Raw genomic sequence first — 19,156 nt, forward strand, 5'->3', positions numbered from 1 at the left:
GAGATAACCAAAGGCCGGGTCAGTTCTCGATGAAAACCCAGGGTCAAATCTCAGCAGAAATTAACAGTCCTTTCCCCGGGTGATGTCGGCGTAGGCGTCCGTCCTGGTCCCGACGGTTGCTGGGCGGGTCGGGGCTTTTGCCTGTCCAGCGGGTTTGCGTCCCTTCTTCGTGTCCATCGTGGCCTCCGTGGGTTGGCGTAGAACAATGGGCAGCCGCGATGCGGCTGCAAGGTGACGGCCGGCGTTATTCGGCGCGGGATTCGATGGCGGGTTCGGGGGGCTTGCCGGTCGCATCGATGGTGTCCGCGACTTCCTTGATCAGCGCCAGGATATAGGTGCGGTCTCCGCCCAGGCGGCCCCTGTTGGGGTCGGCGGTGATGCCCTTTTCGGCCTGGGCCACGGCCATGGCTACTTTCCAGATGAGTCCCTCGCGGGAGAGGCCGGCGTCGGACATGGCGGATATCCCCTTTCGCCGGTCTGAACATTTCGACCACGAAAGAGTTCGGCGAAGGATGGAAAAGGGCCGGGTCCGGGAGCCCGGCCGAAGTCATTCGCACAGCATGGGAACGATAACCGAAATCGGTCATCACTAGAATGTGAAAATTGTAAAAATTCGGCCTCACCCGTAAACCGGCCACCAGGGGCCTGAAACGCAAAAAGGGCACCTTGCGGTGCCCTTTTCGAAGCCGTGTCCGTACTCCCCGAAGGGATCGGAACCGCCAGCCTTTAGTCGGCCTTCAGATTGACGGCCGAGGTCTTGTTGTTGCGGCCGGTCTCCAGCTCGTAGCTGATGGTCTGGCCTTCGTTCAGCCCGCGCAGACCGGCGCGCTCGACGGCCGAAATATGCACGAACACGTCGCTGCTGCCGTCATTCGGCTGGATGAAGCCAAAACCCTTCTGGGAATTGAACCACTTGACTGTGCCTGTAGCCATGACAGGTCTCCTTCGTAAACGGCTCCCGAGCGAACATGCCCGGGGTTGAGACTTTTCGTTTTTCGGAGACGCCAGGTTGTCGCTAGTGCGGCTACATTGAAATCTTGCCGTGGCTGAAAAGTCCAGCCGTGAAAAGCTTGTAGGGATTTTTCGCCGGGAATGCACGAGTTTATTCGTCCGGTCGGCCGAATTCGCACAAAGGTGCGCGTTGTCAACGGGTTGTGGTTCCTCCTCGCCCGGGGCGGGAGGCCCGCCATCGGCACCCGGCGCGCATGGACCGGCGTGGGGGCACATTCCGGTGAGACCGCGCCGGGGACGGCGGTGGGGCCAAACGCCCGGGCCGGCCGCGCGTTGGAGGGGCATGGAGCATAGGAGGCTGCCATGACACCGATTGTGGAAAATGGACCGAAAGCCGAGACCCCGTTCGCCACCCATCACGAGCGCCGCACCGCGCTGGTCGCCGTCGCGATCGTCGCGGGGTTCCTGGCGGCCATCGTCCTGGCCTGCGCGTTCGCGCCGACGATCCCGCTTTGATCGTTTCCGGGGGGATGATCCCGACGGGTCCTGTCTGGCGGCTGCCCCCGCCGCCGGGCAGGACCTCCGGCCGTTTTCGGCCACATGTGTCGTTGTTAATAAGAAACGATCTCATTCCCTGCCGATCGTGGCGCGGATGCGCCATGACCCGGGGTCGCATAGGGCATCGGGATATGCCGGCCTGCGCCGTCTCGTATCATTTCAAGCGCGGTTTTACTTGCCGAATGGCTGCCATGTGCGGAATGTAGAGAAAAGAGGGCGGACCATGATTGCAGTACGGATGTGAAGTAAGTTAGCATTAGGGTCCAGTTCGACCGTTCCGGTCGGATAACGCCGTCTTGCGGGTCTCTGGACCACGCCGGGAATAAAGAAGAGGAAAGGTGGCGATGTTCGACGGGCCGTCAACTCTTCCGGTTGTCCTGGCAGGTGTTCTGGATGCCATGCCCGGCGGCGTGGTCGTGACCGACGCGGACGGGCGCATCCTCTTCATCAATCGTGCGGCGGCGCGCCTGTGCGGCGGACAGCCCGAGGAATGGGCCAGCCGTTCGCTGGCGGTCCTGCTGCCCGACATGGACATGACGCCGGACGGCACCCCGCGCGAGGTGCGGCTGGCAGGCCGCGATGGCGCCGCGTTGTGGCTGGAGGTGACCCTGAACCGGGGGGGCGCCCTGCCGGGCGTGGGCCTGGAGGTGCCGGAGGAGACGCCGCGAGAGATACGGGTGGCGGCCCTGCGGGACGTGACGGACGAGGTCGCGCGGCGCACGGCGGCGCATCTGTTTTCCACGATCGTCAACCACGCCGGCCGCGGCGTGATGGTCCTGGATGACCGGGACCGGATCGTCTACGTCAATCCGGCCTTCACGCGGCTGCTGGACTACCGGCCGGAGGATGTCGTGGGGCGCGACGTGTCCGTCATCCTCTCGCCGGATGTGGACGACCGGGCGGCGCTGGGCGAATTCCGCCGCGACCTGCATGGGCGCCGGACCTTCGGCCGCGACCTGCACGCGCGGTCGCGGTCGGGGCAGGATATCTGGATGTCCACCGCGACCAGTCCGGTGCGCGACGGCGGCGTGCTGGACGGCGGCGCGATCGTCATCCTGTCCGACGAGACCCCGGCGACGGAACTGCAGCACCTGCGGCTGGACGTGACCTCGGCGCTGGCGGGGGTCACCGGGTCCCGCGCCATGGATTTCGACGACGTCATGACGCTGATCTGCGCGCGGATCGAGGCGATCGCGCCGGGCGTCATGGCGTCGATCATCCTGCTGAGCGGGGACGGCACCGCCTGGATGGCCGGTCGTGCGGCGATGCCCGACGCCATTGCGGCGGCATGCGACGGGTTTCCGGTCGGCCCCATGGCGGGCACATGCGGGGCCGCGATCTCTTCGGGGCAGGAGGTCCTGACCTCCGATATCGAAACCGACCCGAACTGGACGCCGGCGATGCGCGACCTGATGCGGCCCCTGGGGGTGGTGGCATGCTGGTCGGTGCCGATACGCCTGCGCGGCGGCACGGTCGCGGGCAGCCTGGCGCTGTATTTCCAGACTCTGCGCGAGCCGTCGCCGTGGCATCGGCGGGTGGTCGATGCCTGCATCCAGCTCTGCACCCTGGCGGTGGAGCAGGAGCGTGCCCGGGCGCAGATCGCGCATCTGGCGCATTACGACGCGGTGACCGGCCTGCCCAACCGCACGTGGCTGCGCGAGCATCTGGCGGCCCGCCAGGGGGCGGCGAACTGGTGCGGCCTGACGCTGATGTCGGTCGACGTCAACCGCTATCGCGAAATCCGCGACGCGCTGGGGGGCGCCGCGGCGGACGAGGTGCTGGGCGGCATCGCGAAACGGCTGCGGGCCGTGGTGGGGCAGGACGACATCCTGGTCCGTACCGGCGAGGACGAGTTTTCCATCCTGACGGATTGCGGCCATGACGGGACGGAGCCGGAGTGCCGCGATCGCAGCGGGATGATGGCGGTCGATCGGGCTTCGACCCTGGCAGGGGCGATCCTGCGCGCGCTGGCCAGCCCGGTCGTCGTCAACGGCATGCCGATCGGTTCGCCCATCAGCATCGGAATCTGCGCCGGCCGCGACAAGGGGCGCACGGTCGAGACGCTGCTGCGCCATACCCAGATCGCGGTGTCGCGGGCGCGTGAAGCCGGGGGCAGCCTCTATCGCTTCTTCAGCCCGGAAATGAACCGCTGGGCGCAGGACCGGGTGATGCTGGCCTCGGCGCTGGGCGACGCGCTGGCCGATGGCCGGCTGCGGCTGGTCTATCAGCCGCAGGTGCGCTCGCGCAGCGGGGCGCTGTATGGGGTCGAGGCCCTGGCGCGCTGGCATGATCCGGAATGGGGCGACATCCCGCCCACGCGCTTCATCCCGATGGCCGAGGAAGCCGGGCTGATCGAGGCGCTGGGGGAATGGGCGCTGCGCCAGGCCTGCCGCCAGATGGCGATCTGGATGGCCCACGGGGTGGGGATTCCGGTCGTGTCGGTCAATCTGTCGGCCCGGCATTTCAGCGATCCGGGCCTGCCGGGCCTGATCGGGTCCATCCTGGAGGAATCCGGCATTCCACCCGGGCGCCTGATGGTGGAAATCACCGAAAGCACGATGATCACCGATTCCGAAACGACCATCGCCGCGGCGCGCGCGATCCGCGCTCTGGGCGTGGGCCTGTCCATGGACGATTTCGGGACCGGATTTTCCAGCCTGGCGAACCTGGTCAGCCTGCCGCTGAGCGAGGTGAAGATCGACCGGGCCTTCGTCGTCGGGCTGGAGCGGGCGGGGGATACCTATTCCATCGTGAACGCGGTGCTGCGTATCGGGCAGAGCCTGGGGGTCACGGTGGTGGCCGAGGGCGTCGAGACCCAGCGGCAGCTCGACCTGCTGGACGGCCTGGACTGCCCGGTGGTGCAGGGCTTCCTGATGTCGCGTCCCCTCGATGCCGGAAAGGTGCCGTCCTGGCTGGAGGAATGGCACCGGTCCCGCCCCGTGCCGGAGGCGCTGCCGCGTCGGGTCGTGGGCGCATAGCCCCTTCCTCCATGTCATAAAAACTTAACTGCCCCCCTGGTCCTGTCCGATTGAAGCGGGATGGGCCGAAGGCTATGGGTGGTGGGAAGAGAGACGGCATCGGGAACGGATGGATGCAGCAGATGCCGCAACCCGTGGTGCGGGGCGCTGCTCCGCCGGGGCGAAGCGCAATCGGATTCACCGGAAACACGGATGGAATCATGGGCCGCGTGGCGGGTGACCGCCTGTTTGCGGGTGTGGTGCGGGCGTGCGCGCTGTCGATTCTGGTTCTGATGGGCGGCCTGGTGGCGGTCCTGGCGTGGGGCGGCGTTGCGGCGTGGTCGGCGTTTGGCCCGGGGTTTGTGTGGAGCACGGTGTGGAACCCGGTGACGGAGCATTTCGGGGCGGCGGCGCCGGTGTTCGGTTCGGTGGTGACGACGGTGCTGGCGCTGCTGTTTGCGGTGCCGCTGGCGTTCGGGATTGCGTTCTGGCTGGTGGAGATGGCGCCGGCGGTGGTGGCGGCGCCGATCGGGATGGCGGTGCAGCTTCTGGCGGCGGTGCCGTCGATCATCTTCGGCATGTGGGGCTTCTTCGTGATCGTGCCGGTGATGGCGCGGTATGTGCAGCCGTGGGTGAACCACCACCTGGGTCCTGTTCCGGTGCTGGGGGCGGTGCTGCGCAGCGCGCCGTATGGCACCGGGCTGCTGACGGGCGGGCTGGTGCTGGCGGTGATGGTGACGCCGTTCGTGTGCGCGGTGATGCGCGACGTGTTCATGGCGATGCCGGCACAGGTGCGCGAGAGCGCGTATGGGCTGGGGGCGACGCGGTGGGAGGTGATGCGCAACGTGACGCTGCCGTGGTCGCGCCCGGCGCTGATCGGCGGGATCATGCTGGGGATGGGCCGCGCGCTGGGCGAGACGATGGCGGTGACGTTCGTGATCGGCAACACCAACCGGATCGGCTGGTCGCTGTTCGCGCCGGGGAACACGATCGCGTCGCTGATCGCGCTGGAATTTCCCGAGAGCCCGGCGGGCAGCCTGAAGCTGTCGTCGCTGCTGGCGCTGGGGTTCATCCTGATGGTGATCTCGTTCCTGACGCTGGCGTGCTCGCGGCTGCTGCTGCGCCGGGGCGGGGTCTAGGATGGCGGGCGTGACGACGGGCATGACGGGGACGGCGGCGGCCGGGCATGGCTGGGCGCGCGGCGGGCCGCTGGCGGTGCGGCGGCGGCTGGTGGACCGGGTGGCGACGGGGCTGAGCCTGGCGGCGACGGGGATCGTGCTGGCGGCGCTGGGCTCGATCCTGCTGACGCTGCTGGTGCGGGGGCTGCCCGGGCTGTCGCCCGCGACCTTCCTGCGGGCGACGCTGCCGCCGGGTGCTGGGGGCGGGCTGGCCAACGCGATCGTCGGCAGCCTGCTGCAGACCGGGCTGGCGGCGGCGATCGGCACGCCGGTGGGGCTGCTGACCGGGGTCTACCTGTCGGAATACAGCCAGGACGGGCGGGTGGTGAACGTGGTGCGCTTCGTGTCGGACATGATGCTGTCGGCGCCGTCGATCCTGGTCGGGCTGTTCGTGTATCTGGCGCTGGTGGCGCCGGTGGGGCATTTCTCGGGGCTGTCGGGGGCGGTGGCGCTGGCGGTGCTGTTCGTGCCGGTGGTGGTGCGCACCACCGAGGACATGCTGCGGCTGGTGCCGCTGACGATGCGCGAGGCGGCGTATGCGCTGGGGGCGCCGAAATGGCGGGTGGTGCTGCAGATCTGCCTGCGGGCGGCGCGGGGCGGGGTGCTGACGGGCATCCTGCTGGCGGTGGCGCGGGTGTCGGGCGAGACGGCGCCGCTGCTGTTCACGTCGCTGGGCAACATGAACTGGTCGCTGGACCTGAACGCGCCGATGGCCAGCCTGCCGGTGGCGATCTACCAGTATGCCGGGTCGGCCTATGACGACTGGGTGCAACTGGCGTGGACGGGGGCGCTGCTGGTGACGACGGGGGTGCTGGTGCTGAACGTGCTGGTGCGGGTATGGAGCCGGCGCGCGGGCCTGGCGCGGTAGGATGGCCCAAAGGGATATCCACGAGGATGATGGCATGAGGGATACGGTGATGCAGGATGTGCCGGCGGCGGCCGCGTCGACGGCGGCGCTGGCGGTGCGGAACCTGGATTTCTGGTATGGGTCGAACCACGCGCTGAAGGACATCACGCTGGATTTCCCGGCGCGGCGGGTGACCGGGATGATCGGCCCGTCGGGCTGCGGCAAGTCGACGCTGCTGCGGGTGCTGAACCGGATGTATGATTTGTATCCGGGGCAGCGGGCGACGGGCGAGGTGATGTTCGACGGGCGGAACATCCTGTCGTCGGACCTGGACCTGAACGTGCTGCGGGCGCGGGTGGGGATGGTGTTCCAGAAGCCGACGCCGTTTCCGATGTCGATCTACGAGAACATCGCCTTCGGGGTGCGGCTGCACGACCGGCTGACGCGGGTGGAGATGGACGAGCGGGTGGAGGACGTGCTGCGGCGGGTGGCGCTGTGGGGCGAGGTGAAGGACCGGCTGGGGGCGTCGGCGCTGGCGCTGTCGGGCGGGCAGCAGCAGCGGCTGTGCATCGCGCGGACCATCGCGACCCGGCCGGAGGTGATCCTGCTGGACGAGCCGACCAGCGCGCTGGACCCGATTTCCACCGCGCGGATCGAGGAGTTGCTGGACGAGCTGAAGGGCGAGTTCACGATCGCGATCGTGACGCACAACATGCAGCAGGCGGCGCGCTGCGCCGACCGGGTGGCGTTCTTCTACATGGGCGAGCTGGTCGAGGTGGACAATGCCGACCGCATGTTCACCGCCCCGCGCGAACGCCGCACCCAGGATTACATCACCGGCCGCTTCGGCTGACACGGACTGACAGACAGGGGGCAGCGTGGGCAAGGAACAGGCGCATACCGTCAGCAGCTACGAGCAGGAACTGGGCCAGATCCGCGCCATGATGGCGCGGATGGGCGGTATCGTCGAAAGCCAGATGGCGATGGCGATGGCCGCGATCGTCGATCGGGACGAGGACGCGGCGATGGCGGCGTCGGAATGCGACCCGCAGGTCGACGCGCTGGAGCGCGATGTCGAGGCGCTGTCGATCCGCGTGCTGGCGCTGCGCGCGCCGATGGCGGGCGACCTGCGCGAGATCGTGTCGGCGATGAAGATCACCGGCGACCTGGAGCGCATCGGCGACTGCGCCGCCAGCATCGCGCGCCGCACGTTGCGGCTGGAGACCGGCGACGGGCGCCTGGCGCTGGGCGGGCTGCGGACCATGGGGCGGCTGGTACAGGAGAACCTGCGCCGCGCCATCGACGCGATGAGCCAGCAGGATGGCGCGGGCGCGGTTGAGGTCTGGCAATCCGACACGGCGGTGGACGAGCTGTACACCGCCATGTTCCGCGAACTGGTGACCTACATGATGGAGGACCCGCGGACCATCCGGTCCTGCACCCACCTGCTGTTCATCGCCAAGAACCTGGAGCGGATCGGCGACCACGCGACCAATATCGCCGAGCGCGTCTATTACGCCGCGACCGGCGAGCAACTGCCTGTCGCGCGGCCGCGCGGCGGCCCGGTGGTGTGACGGAGTAGCGGAATGTCCGGAACGATGGCGAACGGGAACGAAGGTCAGACGAACGGCCGCAAATCGTACATCCTGGTGGTCGAGGATGACGAGGCGCTGCTGATGATGCTGCGCTACAACCTGGAAAAACTGGGATACGAGGTCGGCGTGGCCGAGGACGGGGAGCAGGCCCTGGCGCGTGTCGCCGTCCGGCGTCCCGACCTGATGGTGCTGGACTGGATGCTGCCGGGCCTGTCGGGGCTGGATGTCTGCCGCCGGCTGCGTGACCAGGAAGCGACCCGCACCCTGCCGATCATCATGCTGACCGCCCGCGCGGGCGAGGCCGACCATATTCGCGGCTTGGATATCGGCGCCGACGATTACGTCACCAAGCCCTGCAGCATCGAGGCGCTGCAGGCCCGCATCCGCGCACTGATGCGCCGGGCGCCGCCGGCCGAGCAGATGCTGAGCTTCGCCGACGTCACGCTGGACACCGTCGCCCACCGGGCCGAGCGCAACGGAAGGCAACTGACCCTGGGGCCGACCGAATACCGCATCCTGGAATTCTTCCTGCGCCATCCGCGCCAGGTCTTCTCGCGCGAGGACCTGTTGCAGCGGGTGTGGGAACGCGGGGTGCATGTGGAACCGCGGACGGTGGACGTGCATATCCGCCGGCTGCGGCTGATCCTGAACGGGCCGGGCGAGGCCGATATCGTCCGCACCGTGCGGGCGGCGGGCTACGCCCTGGACGATCCGCGTCCTTGACGGCGCGGATCGGTCCGGGCAGCGGCGGGACCTAGGCATGGCCGGATTGTGGCCCGAGGATGTCGTGGCGGGCATGGCCCTGCTGGCGGCGGGCGGCATGGGGTGGCGGATGGTCGCCGGGCGGCGCCGGGCCGCCACGGAGGACCCTGGCAGCGATCCCGCCCGCGCGGCCCCGCCTTCGGCGGATGCCCTGTCGCGCATGATCGAGGTGCTGGACCTGGTGCCGGCGGCCATCCTGGTGCTGGATGCCGGCGGGCGCATCCTGCATGCGGGGCCCGGGGCGTGGGAACTGTTCGGGGACAGCCTGGGCGCGATCGTGCGGCATCCCGCCGCGCAATCGGCGCTGCTGCGGCTGCACGAGGGCGACCGGGCGGAAGTGGACATGGTGCTGGATGTGCCGGTGCGCCGCGCGGTGCGCGCCCAGTTCCGGCGCGTCGATATCGGGCGCGGGGAATCGGTGGTGCTGGCGACCCTGCTGGATGTGAGCGAGCAGGACGCGGTGGAGCGCATGCGCACCGATTTCGTGGCCTATGCCAGCCACGAGCTGCGCACGCCGCTGGCGGCGCTGACGGGGTTCATCGAGACCCTGCGCGGCCCCGCCGCCGACGATCCGCCGGCGCAGCAGCGTTTCCTGGGCGTCATGGCCGGGCAGGCCGCGCGGATGCAGCGCCTGCTGGACCGGCTGCTGATGCTGTCGCGCGTGCAGATGAGCGAGCACCGCAAGCCGCGCGGCCAGGTCGATCCGGCCGCGGTGATCGCGCGGGTACGCGACGAGACGGCCCCCCTGCTGGATGGTGGGCCGGCCACCCTGCATATCGACATGGCGGACGACCTGCCGTCCTTCCCCGGTGATTCCGACCAGGTCGTGCAGGTGCTGCTGAACCTGATCGAGAACGCGATCAAATACGGATCGGGCGAATCCGACCGCGCGGTGCGGATCGGCCTGCGCGTGCGGCAGGCGGCGCCGTCGGCGATGGTGGGAGTGGACGTGGGCGCGACCGGCGGGGCGCGAAACGGGATCGCGTTTGCCGTGACGGATAACGGGCCGGGAATCGAGGCCCGGCACCTGCCGCGCCTGACCGAGCGATTCTATCGCGTCGAAGGCACGGCGGCGCGGCGCACCGGCACCGGCCTGGGGCTGGCGATCGTCAAGCACATCATCGACCGCCATGACGGGCGGCTGACCATCGACAGCGTGGTCGGACGGGGGACGGCGTTTACCGTGTGGTTTCCGCTGGCAGGCTGATGCCGGGCCGGTGTCAGGCCGATGTCTTGGAAGCGTCATGAAACTGTCATGGACACATCACTCCCCTGGCCAGCCGATCCGGGCTAGGAGAAGGGCAGCCTGGGGGGCGCTTAGCGGGGCCTGGCCGGGCTTGTCTGTCACGCTCGTCAGGGATCTGAACTCGATGCGTCGTTCTGTCACAGTGTTTGCCGCCGTCCTTCTGGGAACTGCCCCGGTTGCCCTTTCCGTCGCGCATGCCGCGAACATCACCGGTGCCGGCTCCAGCTTCGCCGCCCCGATCTACGAGGCCTGGGGTTCGGCCGGCCGTAGCGCCAGCGGCGTCGCCGTCAACTACCAGAGCGTCGGGTCCAGCGCGGGCCAGAACCAGATCCTGGCCGGCACGGTCGATTTCGGCGCCTCGGATGCCCCGATGGACCCCGCCAAGCTGCAGAAGGGCGCGCTGTTCCAGTTCCCGACGGTCATGGGCGGCATCGTTCCGGTCGTGAACATCCCGGGCATCGCCGCGAACACGCTGCGCCTGACCGGCGAGGTGCTGGCCGGCATCTATTCGGGCGACATCTCCTCGTGGAACGATGCGAAGATCACCGCCCTGAACCCGGGCGTGAACCTGCCGGACCTGCCCATCGCGACGGTGCACCGCGCCGACGGGTCGGGCACGACCTTCGTGTTCACGTCCTACCTCGCACGCTCGTCGCAGGCGTGGCATGACGGCACGGGCGCCGGCAGCTCGATTTCCTGGCCCGGCGGTGTCGGCGCGCGCGGCAATGACGGCGTCGCGGCGTCGGTCCGCAACACCGAAGGCGGCATCGGCTATGTCGAATATGCCTATGCCAGCCGCAACCATATGACGACGGTGCAGCTGAAGGACAAGGCCGGCGATTTCGTGACCGCCGACCTGGACAGCTTCTCGCGCGCCGCCGCCGCCGCCGACTGGAAGGGCGCCGCCAATTTCGCGGTCGACCTGCTGGATACGTCCGGCAAGGGCGCGTGGCCGATCGTCTCGGCGACCTACGTGCTGGTGCCGAAGCAGGCGAAGGATGCCGCCCAGGGCGCGGCCGTGCGTAAATTCTTCGGCTGGGCATTCGACAATGGCGACGGCATTGCCCGTGGCCTGGACTACGTCGTCCTGCCGGCCGAGGTGAAGGCGTCGATTCGCGCCGCCTGGTAAGGCATGCACCCGCCAACAGGCTTCCGCAAGGGGTCTGGAAACGCGTGTCTGACGGGCGGGGGCCTTGTGCCCCCGCCCGTTTTGTTTGTTCGGGGCGGTTGGCATGTGGGTCGGCGGCAGTCCCTGCCCGGCTTCGGCAGGGCACGGTCCATCGGGCCGTTGCAGAAAAGACACGGTGTTGCCGGATGTCGATGGTCTGTCGGGCTGCATTTCCGGTTGTGTGCAGTATTTTCTTCGGAACGATATGAATACGATCATAAATGTTCATTTATAGTCCGAAGGTAATTGCTTAAAATTATGAATAATGAACAAAATGGTTTGACATATTGCGAAAATTAATTGGCTGTGCGAGTTATTTATAATTAATAAATGATTATTAAATAATAATTATTAAAAATATTCAGAATTATATTTCAATGTAATAAAATTGTAGCATTTCTGACCAAGAACCTTCTTTGGATTAAAATCAGTCAATTTCCTACTTGGGGCCGTCCACTTCTTTTATGGGAAAGAAAACCGGTGCCCGTCTTCAAACCAAAGAAGAGCATTCTCCTTTTGACCAGTGCCCTGGTCTGGGCTCAGTGCCTTCCCGGCAAGTCCGCACATGCCGAGACGTCGATCGACGTCATGGAGAAGCAGATCCGGCTTCTTCAGGTCCAACTGAAGGAGATGAAGTCCCAGCAGGCCCAGCATGCGCGCGAAGTGCAGGAAGCGCGTGATGCTGCCCGCCAGGCACGTATCGAAGCTGAAAGCAATCCATACGCCATGCGGCGCGAGTATGTCGGCGGCGCGCAGGGGCTGGCCACGCCGCGTTATGTCGGCGGTGCGCAGGGGCAGGCCACGTATGTCAGCGGTGTGCAGGGGCTGAGCGCGTCGCAGTCGCCGGCTCCCCAGATCAACAACACGCCCTATGGGCAGATCACCGGCATGCCCGTGGCTCGTTCCTCGTCCCAAGCACCGCTCCGCAAAGGGCAGTTCGCAATCGGTGGCGTGACGATCACCCTCGGTGGCTTCTTCGAAATGGCGGGCATCTTCCGTTCACGCAACGAAGCTTCGGATATCAGCTCGAACTTCGCGACGATTCCCTGGCTGAACTCGCCGAACGCCCATATGAACGAATACCATCAGACCGAACGTCAGAGCCGCCTTTCGGTTCTGGTGCAGGGCGACCTGAACAGCCATCTGCATGCGTCGGGCTATTCCGAAGTGGATTTCCAGGGCTCCGGCACGGCGTCCAACTCGCGTCAATCCAACTCTTACGTTCTGCGTGCACGCGTAGTGTATGGCGAACTGCAGGATACGGAGAACGACTGGTACGTAGCGGGCGGCCAGATGTGGTCGCTGGCGACCATGTTCAAGCATGGCATGGACGAGCGTAACGAGAACATCCCGCTTGTGATCGACGCGCAGTACCTTCCGGGCTTTACCTGGACGCGTAATACCGGCGTCCGTGCCGTCAAGGGTTTCAATCACGGTGAGTACCATATCGGTCTGTCGCTGGAAAACCCGCAGTCGGTCTGGGGGGGAACCAACTACGCGCCGCCGGGTTCGACCGTTACGGTCAATACGGCCGGCGGTCAGGTCAACAACGCGACCACCACCTATTCGGATGACGTGGCGCCCGACATCATCCTCAAGGGCGCGGCCGATCCGAAGTTCGGTCACTTCGAAGCCCTGGGCATGATGCGCTTCCTGCACGATCGCGTCAGCTATCTGGGTCATGGCCAGAGCCATGTCGTCGTGGCCGGCGGCGGCGGCGGTGCGATGCTGATCCCGATCATCAAGCACAAGCTGGACTTCCAGGCGTCCGGCCTGGTCGGAAACGGCATCGGCCGATACGGCACCAGCAATCTGGCCGACGCCACGACCAATCGCTTCGGCGCGCCGGTCGCCCTGCCGGAAGCGCAGGTTCTGGCCGGCCTGGTCGGTCATCCGATCAAGTCGATGGATGTCTATGCCTATGGCGGCATGGAAGACATTCTGGGCGGCCGTTCGTTCAATGTCGGCAACAAGGCCTACGGCTACGGCAATCCGGCCCTGATCGCTACGGGCTGCCAGACGGAAATGGCCTCGAACTGCACGGCTACGAACATCAAGCGCGTGACCCAGGGCACGGTCGGCTTCTGGTGGCGCTACCTGCATGGCGATTACGGCACCATGCAGTTCGGCATGCAGTATTCCTACACCAACGTCCGTGCCTTCGCGGGTGTCGGCGGAACGGCGCATACCGACGACAACATGGTCTTCCTGTCGATGCGCTATATGCCTTTCCAATAAGGCATCGCCCGGTTGTCCCGGCCGGTCCCATGGGACCAGCTGGATATTGGAGAAGCGGCGCTTCCGGTCGATTCCGGGGGCGCCGCTTTTGCGTTGGGGGGAGCCGCATTGGGTACCCTGTGAATGTTTTGTGAATGTCCTGATATTATATGAAAATATGATATTATTTCTGTAGTTGTTCGAAATCACTGCAACCGGTCTTCGGCATCATGCTGCATTTCGCACCTTATTCGCTGTTTTCGATCCTCGCGCTGCTCGCCTGCTTCCTGCTGGTCTGCGTGTTCGAATTCGTCAACGGATTCCATGACACCGCCAATGCGGTGGCGACGGTCATCTATACCAATTCGCTGAAGCCCCGGACGGCGGTGGTCTGGTCGGGGCTGATGAACTTCGTCGGCGTCGTACTGGGCGGCATCAGCGTCGCCTACGGCCTGGTGGAACTGCTGCCGGCCGACGTGCTGTCGCCGCCCAATGGCGACCCGGCGGTGCCGATGCTGATCTCGCTGTTCGGCACCGCGCTGGCGTGGAACCTGTTCACCTGGTGGTTCGGTATTCCCAATTCCAGTTCCCATTGCGTGATCGGCGCCCTGATCGGGATCGCGGTCGGCGACGCGCTGCTGCATACGCGCGACCTGGGCAATTCGGTGGACTGGTCGCAGATCTGGAAGATCCTGCGGGCGCTGGCGATTTCGCCGCTGCTGGGGCTGGTGGGGGCGGGGGCGCTGTATTTCGCGCTGAAGCATCTGGTGCGCGACCCGGCGCTGTACCAGCCGCCGCAGGGTGACGCGCCGCCGCGCGGCTGGGTCAAGGGGCTGCTGATCCTGACCTGCACCGGCGTCAGCTTCTCGCACGGCAGCAATGACGGGCAGAAGAGCATCGGGCTGATCATGCTGACGATTATCGGCCTGCTGCCCGCGACCTTCGCGCTGAATCCCGCAACCGCACCCGATATCGCGCACATTGCCGAACGCGCCGCGATCGCGGCACCGCTGCTGGATGCCTACGACCATGACGGGCTGCGGGCCGAGGCGCTGGCATCCGCCGCGCGCCTGTCGCACACCCAGGCCGACCATGTGGTGGCGTCGCAACTGCGTGCCGACCTGTACGAGGTCGTGGCCGGGCTGAAGGCGGTTTCGGCCAGCAGGGCCGCCAGCGGTGCCGACCGCGCGGTCGCGGCCCGCATCGGGCGGGAACTGCGTCCCACGGTGGAATATGCGCCCTGGTGGGTGCGGCTGCTCAGCGCGCTGTGCCTGGGGATCGGCACCATGGTCGGCTATCGCCGGATCGTTCACACGCTGGGCGAGAAGATCGGCAATACCCACCTGACGCCCGCGCAGGGCGCGTCGGCGGAACTGGTCGGCGCCGGGCTGATCGCCACCGCGGGCTATACCGGCCTGCCGGTCAGCACCACCCACATCATCACCGCCGGCATCGCCGGCACCATGCTGGGATCGGGATCGGGCATCAATCGCGGCATGCTGATGAAGATCGCCCTGGCCTGGATCTGCACCCTGCCGGTCACGATCGCGGTCGCGGCCAGCCTGTTCTACGTCCTGGGAGGGTAAGTCTGTCCGCAAACGCGCGCTGGTGGCGATCCGGCGTGCGGTTCCGGCTGGCTGGGATTACAGGGTGGAGCGGTGCCGGCTTGCCAGCTTCTCCCGTGCTTCTTCAAGGTCGTAGGCCACCTGGAGGTTCATCCAGAATTCGGCGGATGTACCAAACCGTTCCGCCAGCAGGATGGCCGTATCCGCCGTCACGCTCCGCCGCCCCCGCACGATATCGCTCAGGCGGTTGGCCGGCACGCCGATTTCCGCCGCCAGGGCGCGGGCGGACAGGCCGAACGGGAGCATGAATTCCTCCCGCAGCACGTCGCCCGCCGATACGTTGTGAAGTTCGGTCATGTCCGACCTCCTGGCCTTAGTGATAATCGATGATTTCGACATCATAGGCGTCGCCGTCACGCCATACGAAGCAAATCCGGAACTGGTCGTTGATGCGGATCGAGTATTGCCCCTGCCGGTCGCCAGCCAGTGCCTCAAGGCGGTTTGCCGGCGGGACCCGCAGATCGTCGAGGACGGTCGCCGCTGCCAGCATGCGCAGTTTCGGTCGTGCCGCATTGGCGATCTGCGCCTGAAAGCCTTTTGGCAGCTTCCCGGTAAAAACCTGTTCCGCTCGCTTGTCGGCAAAGGTTCGAATCATATGCGGTACGTATTGCATATCAAGTGGTGAGTCAAGGACGGGGCCTTCTGCCGCCCATGCGGGCTGGGTCCGGCGCGGTTTCGGATATGATCAGAGCCTGTTTGGAAAGTCGCTGAAGTGTGATTCAAGCTCTGGATGTGGACGCCAGAGCAGAGAGGCCGCATGGCCAGGATTACCCGCAAGACGAAGCGTTATCCGTCTGATATGACGGAGGAGGAATGGGCGCGCATCGCGCCACTGATGCCCGAGCCGGGACGCACGGGGCGTCCGCGCGAGATCGAATTCCGCGAGGTGATCAACGCGGTTCGTTACCTGGTTCGATCCGGCTGCGGCTGGCGAATGCTGCCGATCCATTTCGGGCATTGGCGTACGGTCTATGGTTGGTTCAGGGAATTGGCCCGGCGGTTCCTGTTCCAGACCATTCATGATGTGGAACTGATGCTTGACCGGGAGCGCTCGGGCCGTGAAGCCAGCCCTTCGGCCGGAGTGATCGACAGCCAGAGCATCAAGGCGCCGCACGCGAAAACAAGAGGTTACGACGCTGGAAAGAAGATTGTCGGGCGCAAGCGGCATATCGCCGTGGATACGGACGGACGCCTGCTGATGGTCAACCTGACGCCGGCGGACATCTCCGACAGCGCCGGAGCGCAGATGATCCTGGACGCGATCCGCAAGCGCTGGCCGTGGGTCAAGCATCTATTCGCGGACGGTGCCTATGACCGGCTCCAGTTGATGGACAAGGCTGCCTACCTGGACTTCGTCGTCGAGGTGATCCGTCGCAGGGACGGAGCGAAAGGCTTTGAGGTTCTCCCCCGGCGCTGGGTCGTGGAGCGAACCTTCGGATGGATGACCCGATGGCGACGCCTCGTGCGCGATTACGAGCGTCGCATCGATGTCTCACAGGCCATGATCTTCGTCGCCATGGGCGCCAATCTCACCCGAAGAAACGCTCATCCATGACTTTCCAAACAGGCTCTCAGTAGCGCAGCATCTGGCTGAGGAATTCGCGGGCGCGGTCGGTTCGGGGCTGGGTGAAGAAGGTTTCGGGCGGGGCGTCTTCCAGGATGCGGCCGCGATCCATGAACAGGATGCGGTCGGCGATGCGGCGGGCGAAGCCCATGTCGTGGGTCACGCACAGGGTGGTGATGGCGTCGGCGGCCAGTCCGTCGATGATGTCGACCACGCCGGACACCGCTTCCGGGTCCAGCGCTGCCGTCGGTTCGTCGAACAGCATCACCGAGGGCTGCATGCACAGCGCGCGGGCGATGGCCACGCGCTGCTGCTGGCCGCCGGAGAGCTGGATCGGATATTTGCCGGCCTGGTCGGCGATGTTCACGCGATGCAGGAAATTCATCGCCAGGTCCTCGGCCTCGGCGCGGGCGATCTTCTTCACCACGCGGGGCGAGAGGGTGCAGTTTTCGAGCACGCTGAGATGCGGGAACAGGTTGTAGTTCTGGAACACCAGCCCGACCATGCAGCGCAGGCGCGTCAGTTCGATCGTCTGGTCGACGCGGGTGCCGTCGATGACGATCGTGCCGGCATCGTGGGGTTCGATGCGGTTGAAGCAGCGGACCAGCGTCGATTTGCCCGAACCGGACGGGCCCAGGATCGCGATCTTCTCGCCCCGCGCGACCGTCAGGGAGACGTTGTGCAGGACCTGGAAGCCGCCATAGGATTTCTGGAGGTTCTGGACCGTGATCATCGGCGGTCGGCCCCCAGGCGATCGGCCCAGGCGAAGCGGCGTTCGATGCGGCGCTGGAGCCCGAGGAAGAAGAATACGATCAGCAGGTAATAGACCAGCGCCGCCGCGTAATATTCGGTGAAGGCGAAGGTGCGCGCCACGTTGATCTGCGTCACCGCCAGCAATTCCTGCAGCGAGATCACCGAGGCGAGCGACGTCGTCTTGATCAGGCTGATGAATTCGTTGATCGTCGGCGGCAGGGCGATGCGCAGCGCCTGGGGAAAGATGACGTGGCGGTACACCTGCATCCGCGTCATGCCCAGCGCGTCGCCGGCCAGGGCCTGCCCGGGATCGATGGCCTGCAGCGCCGCGCGGTTGATTTCGACCTGGTACGCGGCCTCGTTGATCGACAGCGAGATCCAGGCCGCCAGGAAGGGGGTGAACCAGGCCTCGCGGAAGACGGGAAGGAACTGCGGCAGCGCGTTCCACACGAACAGCAGTTGCAGCAGGGTCGGCGCGGCGCGGAACAGCGCGACATAGGCGCGCACGCCGGATTTCAGCAGCCCGTCGCGGCCGTTCAGCACCAGCGCCATCGGGATGGCGATCACGATCGCCGTCATGTGCGACAGCACCGCCATGACCAGCGTGACCCCCGCCCCGCGCAGGAAGGCGGGCGAGGCGAGGGCCGAGAGGAAGACGCGCGCGTCGAAGCCGCCGGCCGGGCCGTCCGCGCCCTGGACCGCGGCGGCGGCGGCCGGCGTGATCTGCCAGCGTTGCCGGATCTGCGCCATCTGCCCGCTGTCGCGCAGCGCGGTGACGGCGTCCTGCAACCGGGCGCGGTCCTGCGCGTCCTTGCGCATGTAGATCGCGAAATCGCGGTATTCCGGGTAGTCGGGCTGGACGATCACCGCGACCTTGCCGTGCAGCTGGGCCTGGCGGAAATACAGTTCGACATCCTGGCTGACGAAGGCGAAGGCGCGGCCGATCAGCACCTGCTGCACGACCTCGTCCTCGGTCGGGTATTGCTGGATGATGATGGGCGGGCGGCCGGCGGCGGCCAGGGCGGTATTTTCCTGGGCGACGCGCGCCGCGTAGCTGGTGCCCGACTGCACCGCCAGCACCTTGCCCGACAGGGCGGCCATCGAGGCCACGCGGGCGGTGCCGGCGCGCGCCACCACCACCAGCGCGGTGGGCTGGTAGGGCACGGCGTCGAACCGGGCCTCGCGCGCCTGCTGGCGCAGCACGCCGCTGATGACGATGCCGCAGCGCCCGGCGGCCAGGCTGGGGAACAGGCCCACGAAATCCATCGACACGAAGGTGACGGGCACGTGCCAGTACGCGCCCAGCGCACGGCCGACATCGATATCCTCGCCCACCATGTCGCCGCCCGCGGCGCCGCCCATGAAGCTCATGGGCGGCAGGGTGGGGTTGGTGCAGACGGTCAGCGTGCCGTCGGCGGCGAAGGCGGGGCGGGGCGGGGTCTGCGCCCGGGCCGGCGGGGCGACCGGGCCGAATGCCGCGCCCAGCCCGGCCAGCAGCAGGACCAGGAATCCGGCCAGCAGCCTGGCCATCGGGGGGCGGGGTGAAGCGGGGCGGGGTGGTTCGCCATGCCGGCTGCCGGGCAAACGGGGCATCCTTCGTCTGTGGGGGTATGCTGCATATCACGCCATTCCCCGGCTTGCTGTCGTGATCGCTGAACTTCACTTTGGGCGAATCATGTTTAATCTGCAACGAGGGCGGGCGAAGCCTCGAACCGTGCCCCCATCCTCCCTGTTG

At 66.5% G+C, this 19,156-nt stretch carries 18 protein-coding genes; 12 read left to right on the forward strand and 6 right to left on the reverse strand.

What is annotated here, in order from left to right:
- Positions 1–244: 244 nt before the first annotated feature.
- Together GDIA_RS19280 and GDIA_RS13480 are read right to left on the reverse strand one after the other, a co-directional pair.
- On the reverse strand, positions 245–454 hold the full coding sequence (locus GDIA_RS19280; protein ID WP_012554494.1) for a hypothetical protein: 210 nt from the start codon (positions 452–454) through the stop codon (positions 245–247).
- A 272-nt stretch (positions 455–726) separates the two neighbouring features.
- Complete coding sequence (locus tag GDIA_RS13480) at positions 727–933, reverse strand: cold-shock protein (RefSeq protein WP_012228610.1); 207 nt, start codon at positions 931–933, stop codon at positions 727–729.
- 381 nt (positions 934–1,314) lie between these two features.
- Between GDIA_RS13480 and GDIA_RS19285 the strand changes: the two genes are divergently transcribed.
- From GDIA_RS19285 to GDIA_RS13530, 11 genes are all read left to right on the forward strand, one after another.
- Positions 1,315–1,467, forward strand: a complete 153-nt coding sequence (locus tag GDIA_RS19285; protein WP_012554495.1) for a hypothetical protein — start codon at positions 1,315–1,317, stop codon at positions 1,465–1,467.
- Positions 1,468–1,853: 386 nt separating this feature from the next.
- On the forward strand, positions 1,854–4,487 hold the full coding sequence (locus tag GDIA_RS13485; RefSeq protein ID WP_012554496.1) for an EAL domain-containing protein: 2,634 nt from the start codon (positions 1,854–1,856) through the stop codon (positions 4,485–4,487).
- Between the two features lie 200 nt (positions 4,488–4,687).
- On the forward strand, positions 4,688–5,605 hold the full coding sequence (pstC, locus tag GDIA_RS13490; protein ID WP_012554497.1) for a phosphate ABC transporter permease subunit PstC: 918 nt from the start codon (positions 4,688–4,690) through the stop codon (positions 5,603–5,605).
- A gap of 1 nt (position 5,606) precedes the next feature.
- On the forward strand, positions 5,607–6,512 hold the full coding sequence (gene pstA, locus GDIA_RS13495) for a phosphate ABC transporter permease PstA (protein WP_012554498.1): 906 nt from the start codon (positions 5,607–5,609) through the stop codon (positions 6,510–6,512).
- Between the two features lie 34 nt (positions 6,513–6,546).
- Entirely contained in the window at positions 6,547–7,344 is a 798-nt protein-coding gene (gene pstB / locus GDIA_RS13500; RefSeq protein ID WP_012554499.1) for a phosphate ABC transporter ATP-binding protein PstB, read from the forward strand.
- A 25-nt stretch (positions 7,345–7,369) separates the two neighbouring features.
- Entirely contained in the window at positions 7,370–8,065 is a 696-nt protein-coding gene (gene phoU / locus GDIA_RS13505) for a phosphate signaling complex protein PhoU (protein WP_012228615.1), read from the forward strand.
- Positions 8,066–8,077: 12 nt separating this feature from the next.
- Positions 8,078–8,809 carry a phosphate regulon transcriptional regulator PhoB gene (gene phoB, locus GDIA_RS13510; protein ID WP_012554500.1) on the forward strand — a complete coding sequence of 244 codons (732 nt, stop codon included), beginning with the start codon at positions 8,078–8,080 and terminating at the stop codon, positions 8,807–8,809.
- Positions 8,810–8,846: 37 nt separating this feature from the next.
- Complete coding sequence (locus GDIA_RS13515; protein WP_012228617.1) at positions 8,847–10,055, forward strand: ATP-binding protein; 1,209 nt, start codon at positions 8,847–8,849, stop codon at positions 10,053–10,055.
- A gap of 163 nt (positions 10,056–10,218) precedes the next feature.
- On the forward strand, positions 10,219–11,223 hold the full coding sequence (pstS, locus tag GDIA_RS13520) for a phosphate ABC transporter substrate-binding protein PstS (RefSeq protein ID WP_012228618.1): 1,005 nt from the start codon (positions 10,219–10,221) through the stop codon (positions 11,221–11,223).
- A gap of 555 nt (positions 11,224–11,778) precedes the next feature.
- Positions 11,779–13,500 (forward strand): hypothetical protein, encoded by a 1,722-nt coding sequence (locus tag GDIA_RS13525; protein ID WP_220792603.1) that lies wholly within the window; start codon positions 11,779–11,781, stop codon positions 13,498–13,500.
- A 209-nt stretch (positions 13,501–13,709) separates the two neighbouring features.
- Entirely contained in the window at positions 13,710–15,065 is a 1,356-nt protein-coding gene (locus tag GDIA_RS13530; protein WP_012554502.1) for an inorganic phosphate transporter, read from the forward strand.
- 57 nt (positions 15,066–15,122) lie between these two features.
- Here the strand turns inward: GDIA_RS13530 and GDIA_RS13535 are convergent, their stop codons facing one another.
- Positions 15,123–15,401, reverse strand: a complete 279-nt coding sequence (locus GDIA_RS13535) for a HigA family addiction module antitoxin (protein WP_012228623.1) — start codon at positions 15,399–15,401, stop codon at positions 15,123–15,125.
- A gap of 16 nt (positions 15,402–15,417) precedes the next feature.
- Positions 15,418–15,699: a type II toxin-antitoxin system RelE/ParE family toxin gene (locus GDIA_RS13540; protein ID WP_012228624.1), complete on the reverse strand. Its 282-nt coding sequence runs from the start codon at positions 15,697–15,699 to the stop codon at positions 15,418–15,420.
- A 135-nt stretch (positions 15,700–15,834) separates the two neighbouring features.
- On the opposite strand from GDIA_RS13540, the gene GDIA_RS13545 reads away from it, so the two are divergent.
- Positions 15,835–16,659, forward strand: coding sequence for an IS5-like element ISGdi2 family transposase (locus GDIA_RS13545; protein WP_012553437.1), 825 nt, complete (start codon positions 15,835–15,837; stop codon positions 16,657–16,659).
- A gap of 16 nt (positions 16,660–16,675) precedes the next feature.
- Here the strand turns inward: GDIA_RS13545 and GDIA_RS13550 are convergent, their stop codons facing one another.
- Positions 16,676–17,401 carry an amino acid ABC transporter ATP-binding protein gene (locus GDIA_RS13550; protein WP_012228625.1) on the reverse strand — a complete coding sequence of 242 codons (726 nt, stop codon included), beginning with the start codon at positions 17,399–17,401 and terminating at the stop codon, positions 16,676–16,678.
- Positions 17,398–19,014, reverse strand: a complete 1,617-nt coding sequence (locus tag GDIA_RS13555; protein ID WP_012228626.1) for an ABC transporter substrate-binding protein/permease — start codon at positions 19,012–19,014, stop codon at positions 17,398–17,400. The genes GDIA_RS13550 and GDIA_RS13555 overlap by 4 nt, the downstream gene beginning before the upstream one ends.
- Positions 19,015–19,156: the final 142 nt, after the last annotated feature.

Origin of the sequence: Gluconacetobacter diazotrophicus PA1 5 (genome assembly GCF_000021325.1) — a bacterium.
GTDB classification, from domain to species: Bacteria; Pseudomonadota; Alphaproteobacteria; order Acetobacterales; family Acetobacteraceae; genus Gluconacetobacter; species Gluconacetobacter diazotrophicus.

Coding starts and splice junctions, on each gene's coding strand:
- pstS (WP_012228618.1), top strand. CDS start 10,219: ATGCGTCGTTCTGTCACAGTGTTTGCCGCCGTCCTTCTGGGAACTGCC.
- GDIA_RS13535 (WP_012228623.1), bottom strand. CDS start 15,401: ATGACCGAACTTCACAACGTATCGGCGGGCGACGTGCTGCGGGAGGAA.
- pstA (WP_012554498.1), top strand. CDS start 5,607: ATGGCGGGCGTGACGACGGGCATGACGGGGACGGCGGCGGCCGGGCAT.
- pstC (WP_012554497.1), top strand. CDS start 4,688: ATGGGCCGCGTGGCGGGTGACCGCCTGTTTGCGGGTGTGGTGCGGGCG.
- GDIA_RS19280 (WP_012554494.1), bottom strand. CDS start 454: ATGTCCGACGCCGGCCTCTCCCGCGAGGGACTCATCTGGAAAGTAGCC.
- GDIA_RS13555 (WP_012228626.1), bottom strand. CDS start 19,014: ATGCCCCGTTTGCCCGGCAGCCGGCATGGCGAACCACCCCGCCCCGCT.
- phoB (WP_012554500.1), top strand. CDS start 8,078: ATGTCCGGAACGATGGCGAACGGGAACGAAGGTCAGACGAACGGCCGC.
- GDIA_RS13480 (WP_012228610.1), bottom strand. CDS start 933: ATGGCTACAGGCACAGTCAAGTGGTTCAATTCCCAGAAGGGTTTTGGC.
- GDIA_RS19285 (WP_012554495.1), top strand. CDS start 1,315: ATGACACCGATTGTGGAAAATGGACCGAAAGCCGAGACCCCGTTCGCC.
- GDIA_RS13545 (WP_012553437.1), top strand. CDS start 15,835: ATGTGGACGCCAGAGCAGAGAGGCCGCATGGCCAGGATTACCCGCAAG.
- GDIA_RS13515 (WP_012228617.1), top strand. CDS start 8,847: ATGGCCGGATTGTGGCCCGAGGATGTCGTGGCGGGCATGGCCCTGCTG.
- GDIA_RS13540 (WP_012228624.1), bottom strand. CDS start 15,699: ATGATTCGAACCTTTGCCGACAAGCGAGCGGAACAGGTTTTTACCGGG.
- GDIA_RS13485 (WP_012554496.1), top strand. CDS start 1,854: ATGTTCGACGGGCCGTCAACTCTTCCGGTTGTCCTGGCAGGTGTTCTG.
- GDIA_RS13530 (WP_012554502.1), top strand. CDS start 13,710: ATGCTGCATTTCGCACCTTATTCGCTGTTTTCGATCCTCGCGCTGCTC.
- pstB (WP_012554499.1), top strand. CDS start 6,547: ATGAGGGATACGGTGATGCAGGATGTGCCGGCGGCGGCCGCGTCGACG.
- GDIA_RS13550 (WP_012228625.1), bottom strand. CDS start 17,401: ATGATCACGGTCCAGAACCTCCAGAAATCCTATGGCGGCTTCCAGGTC.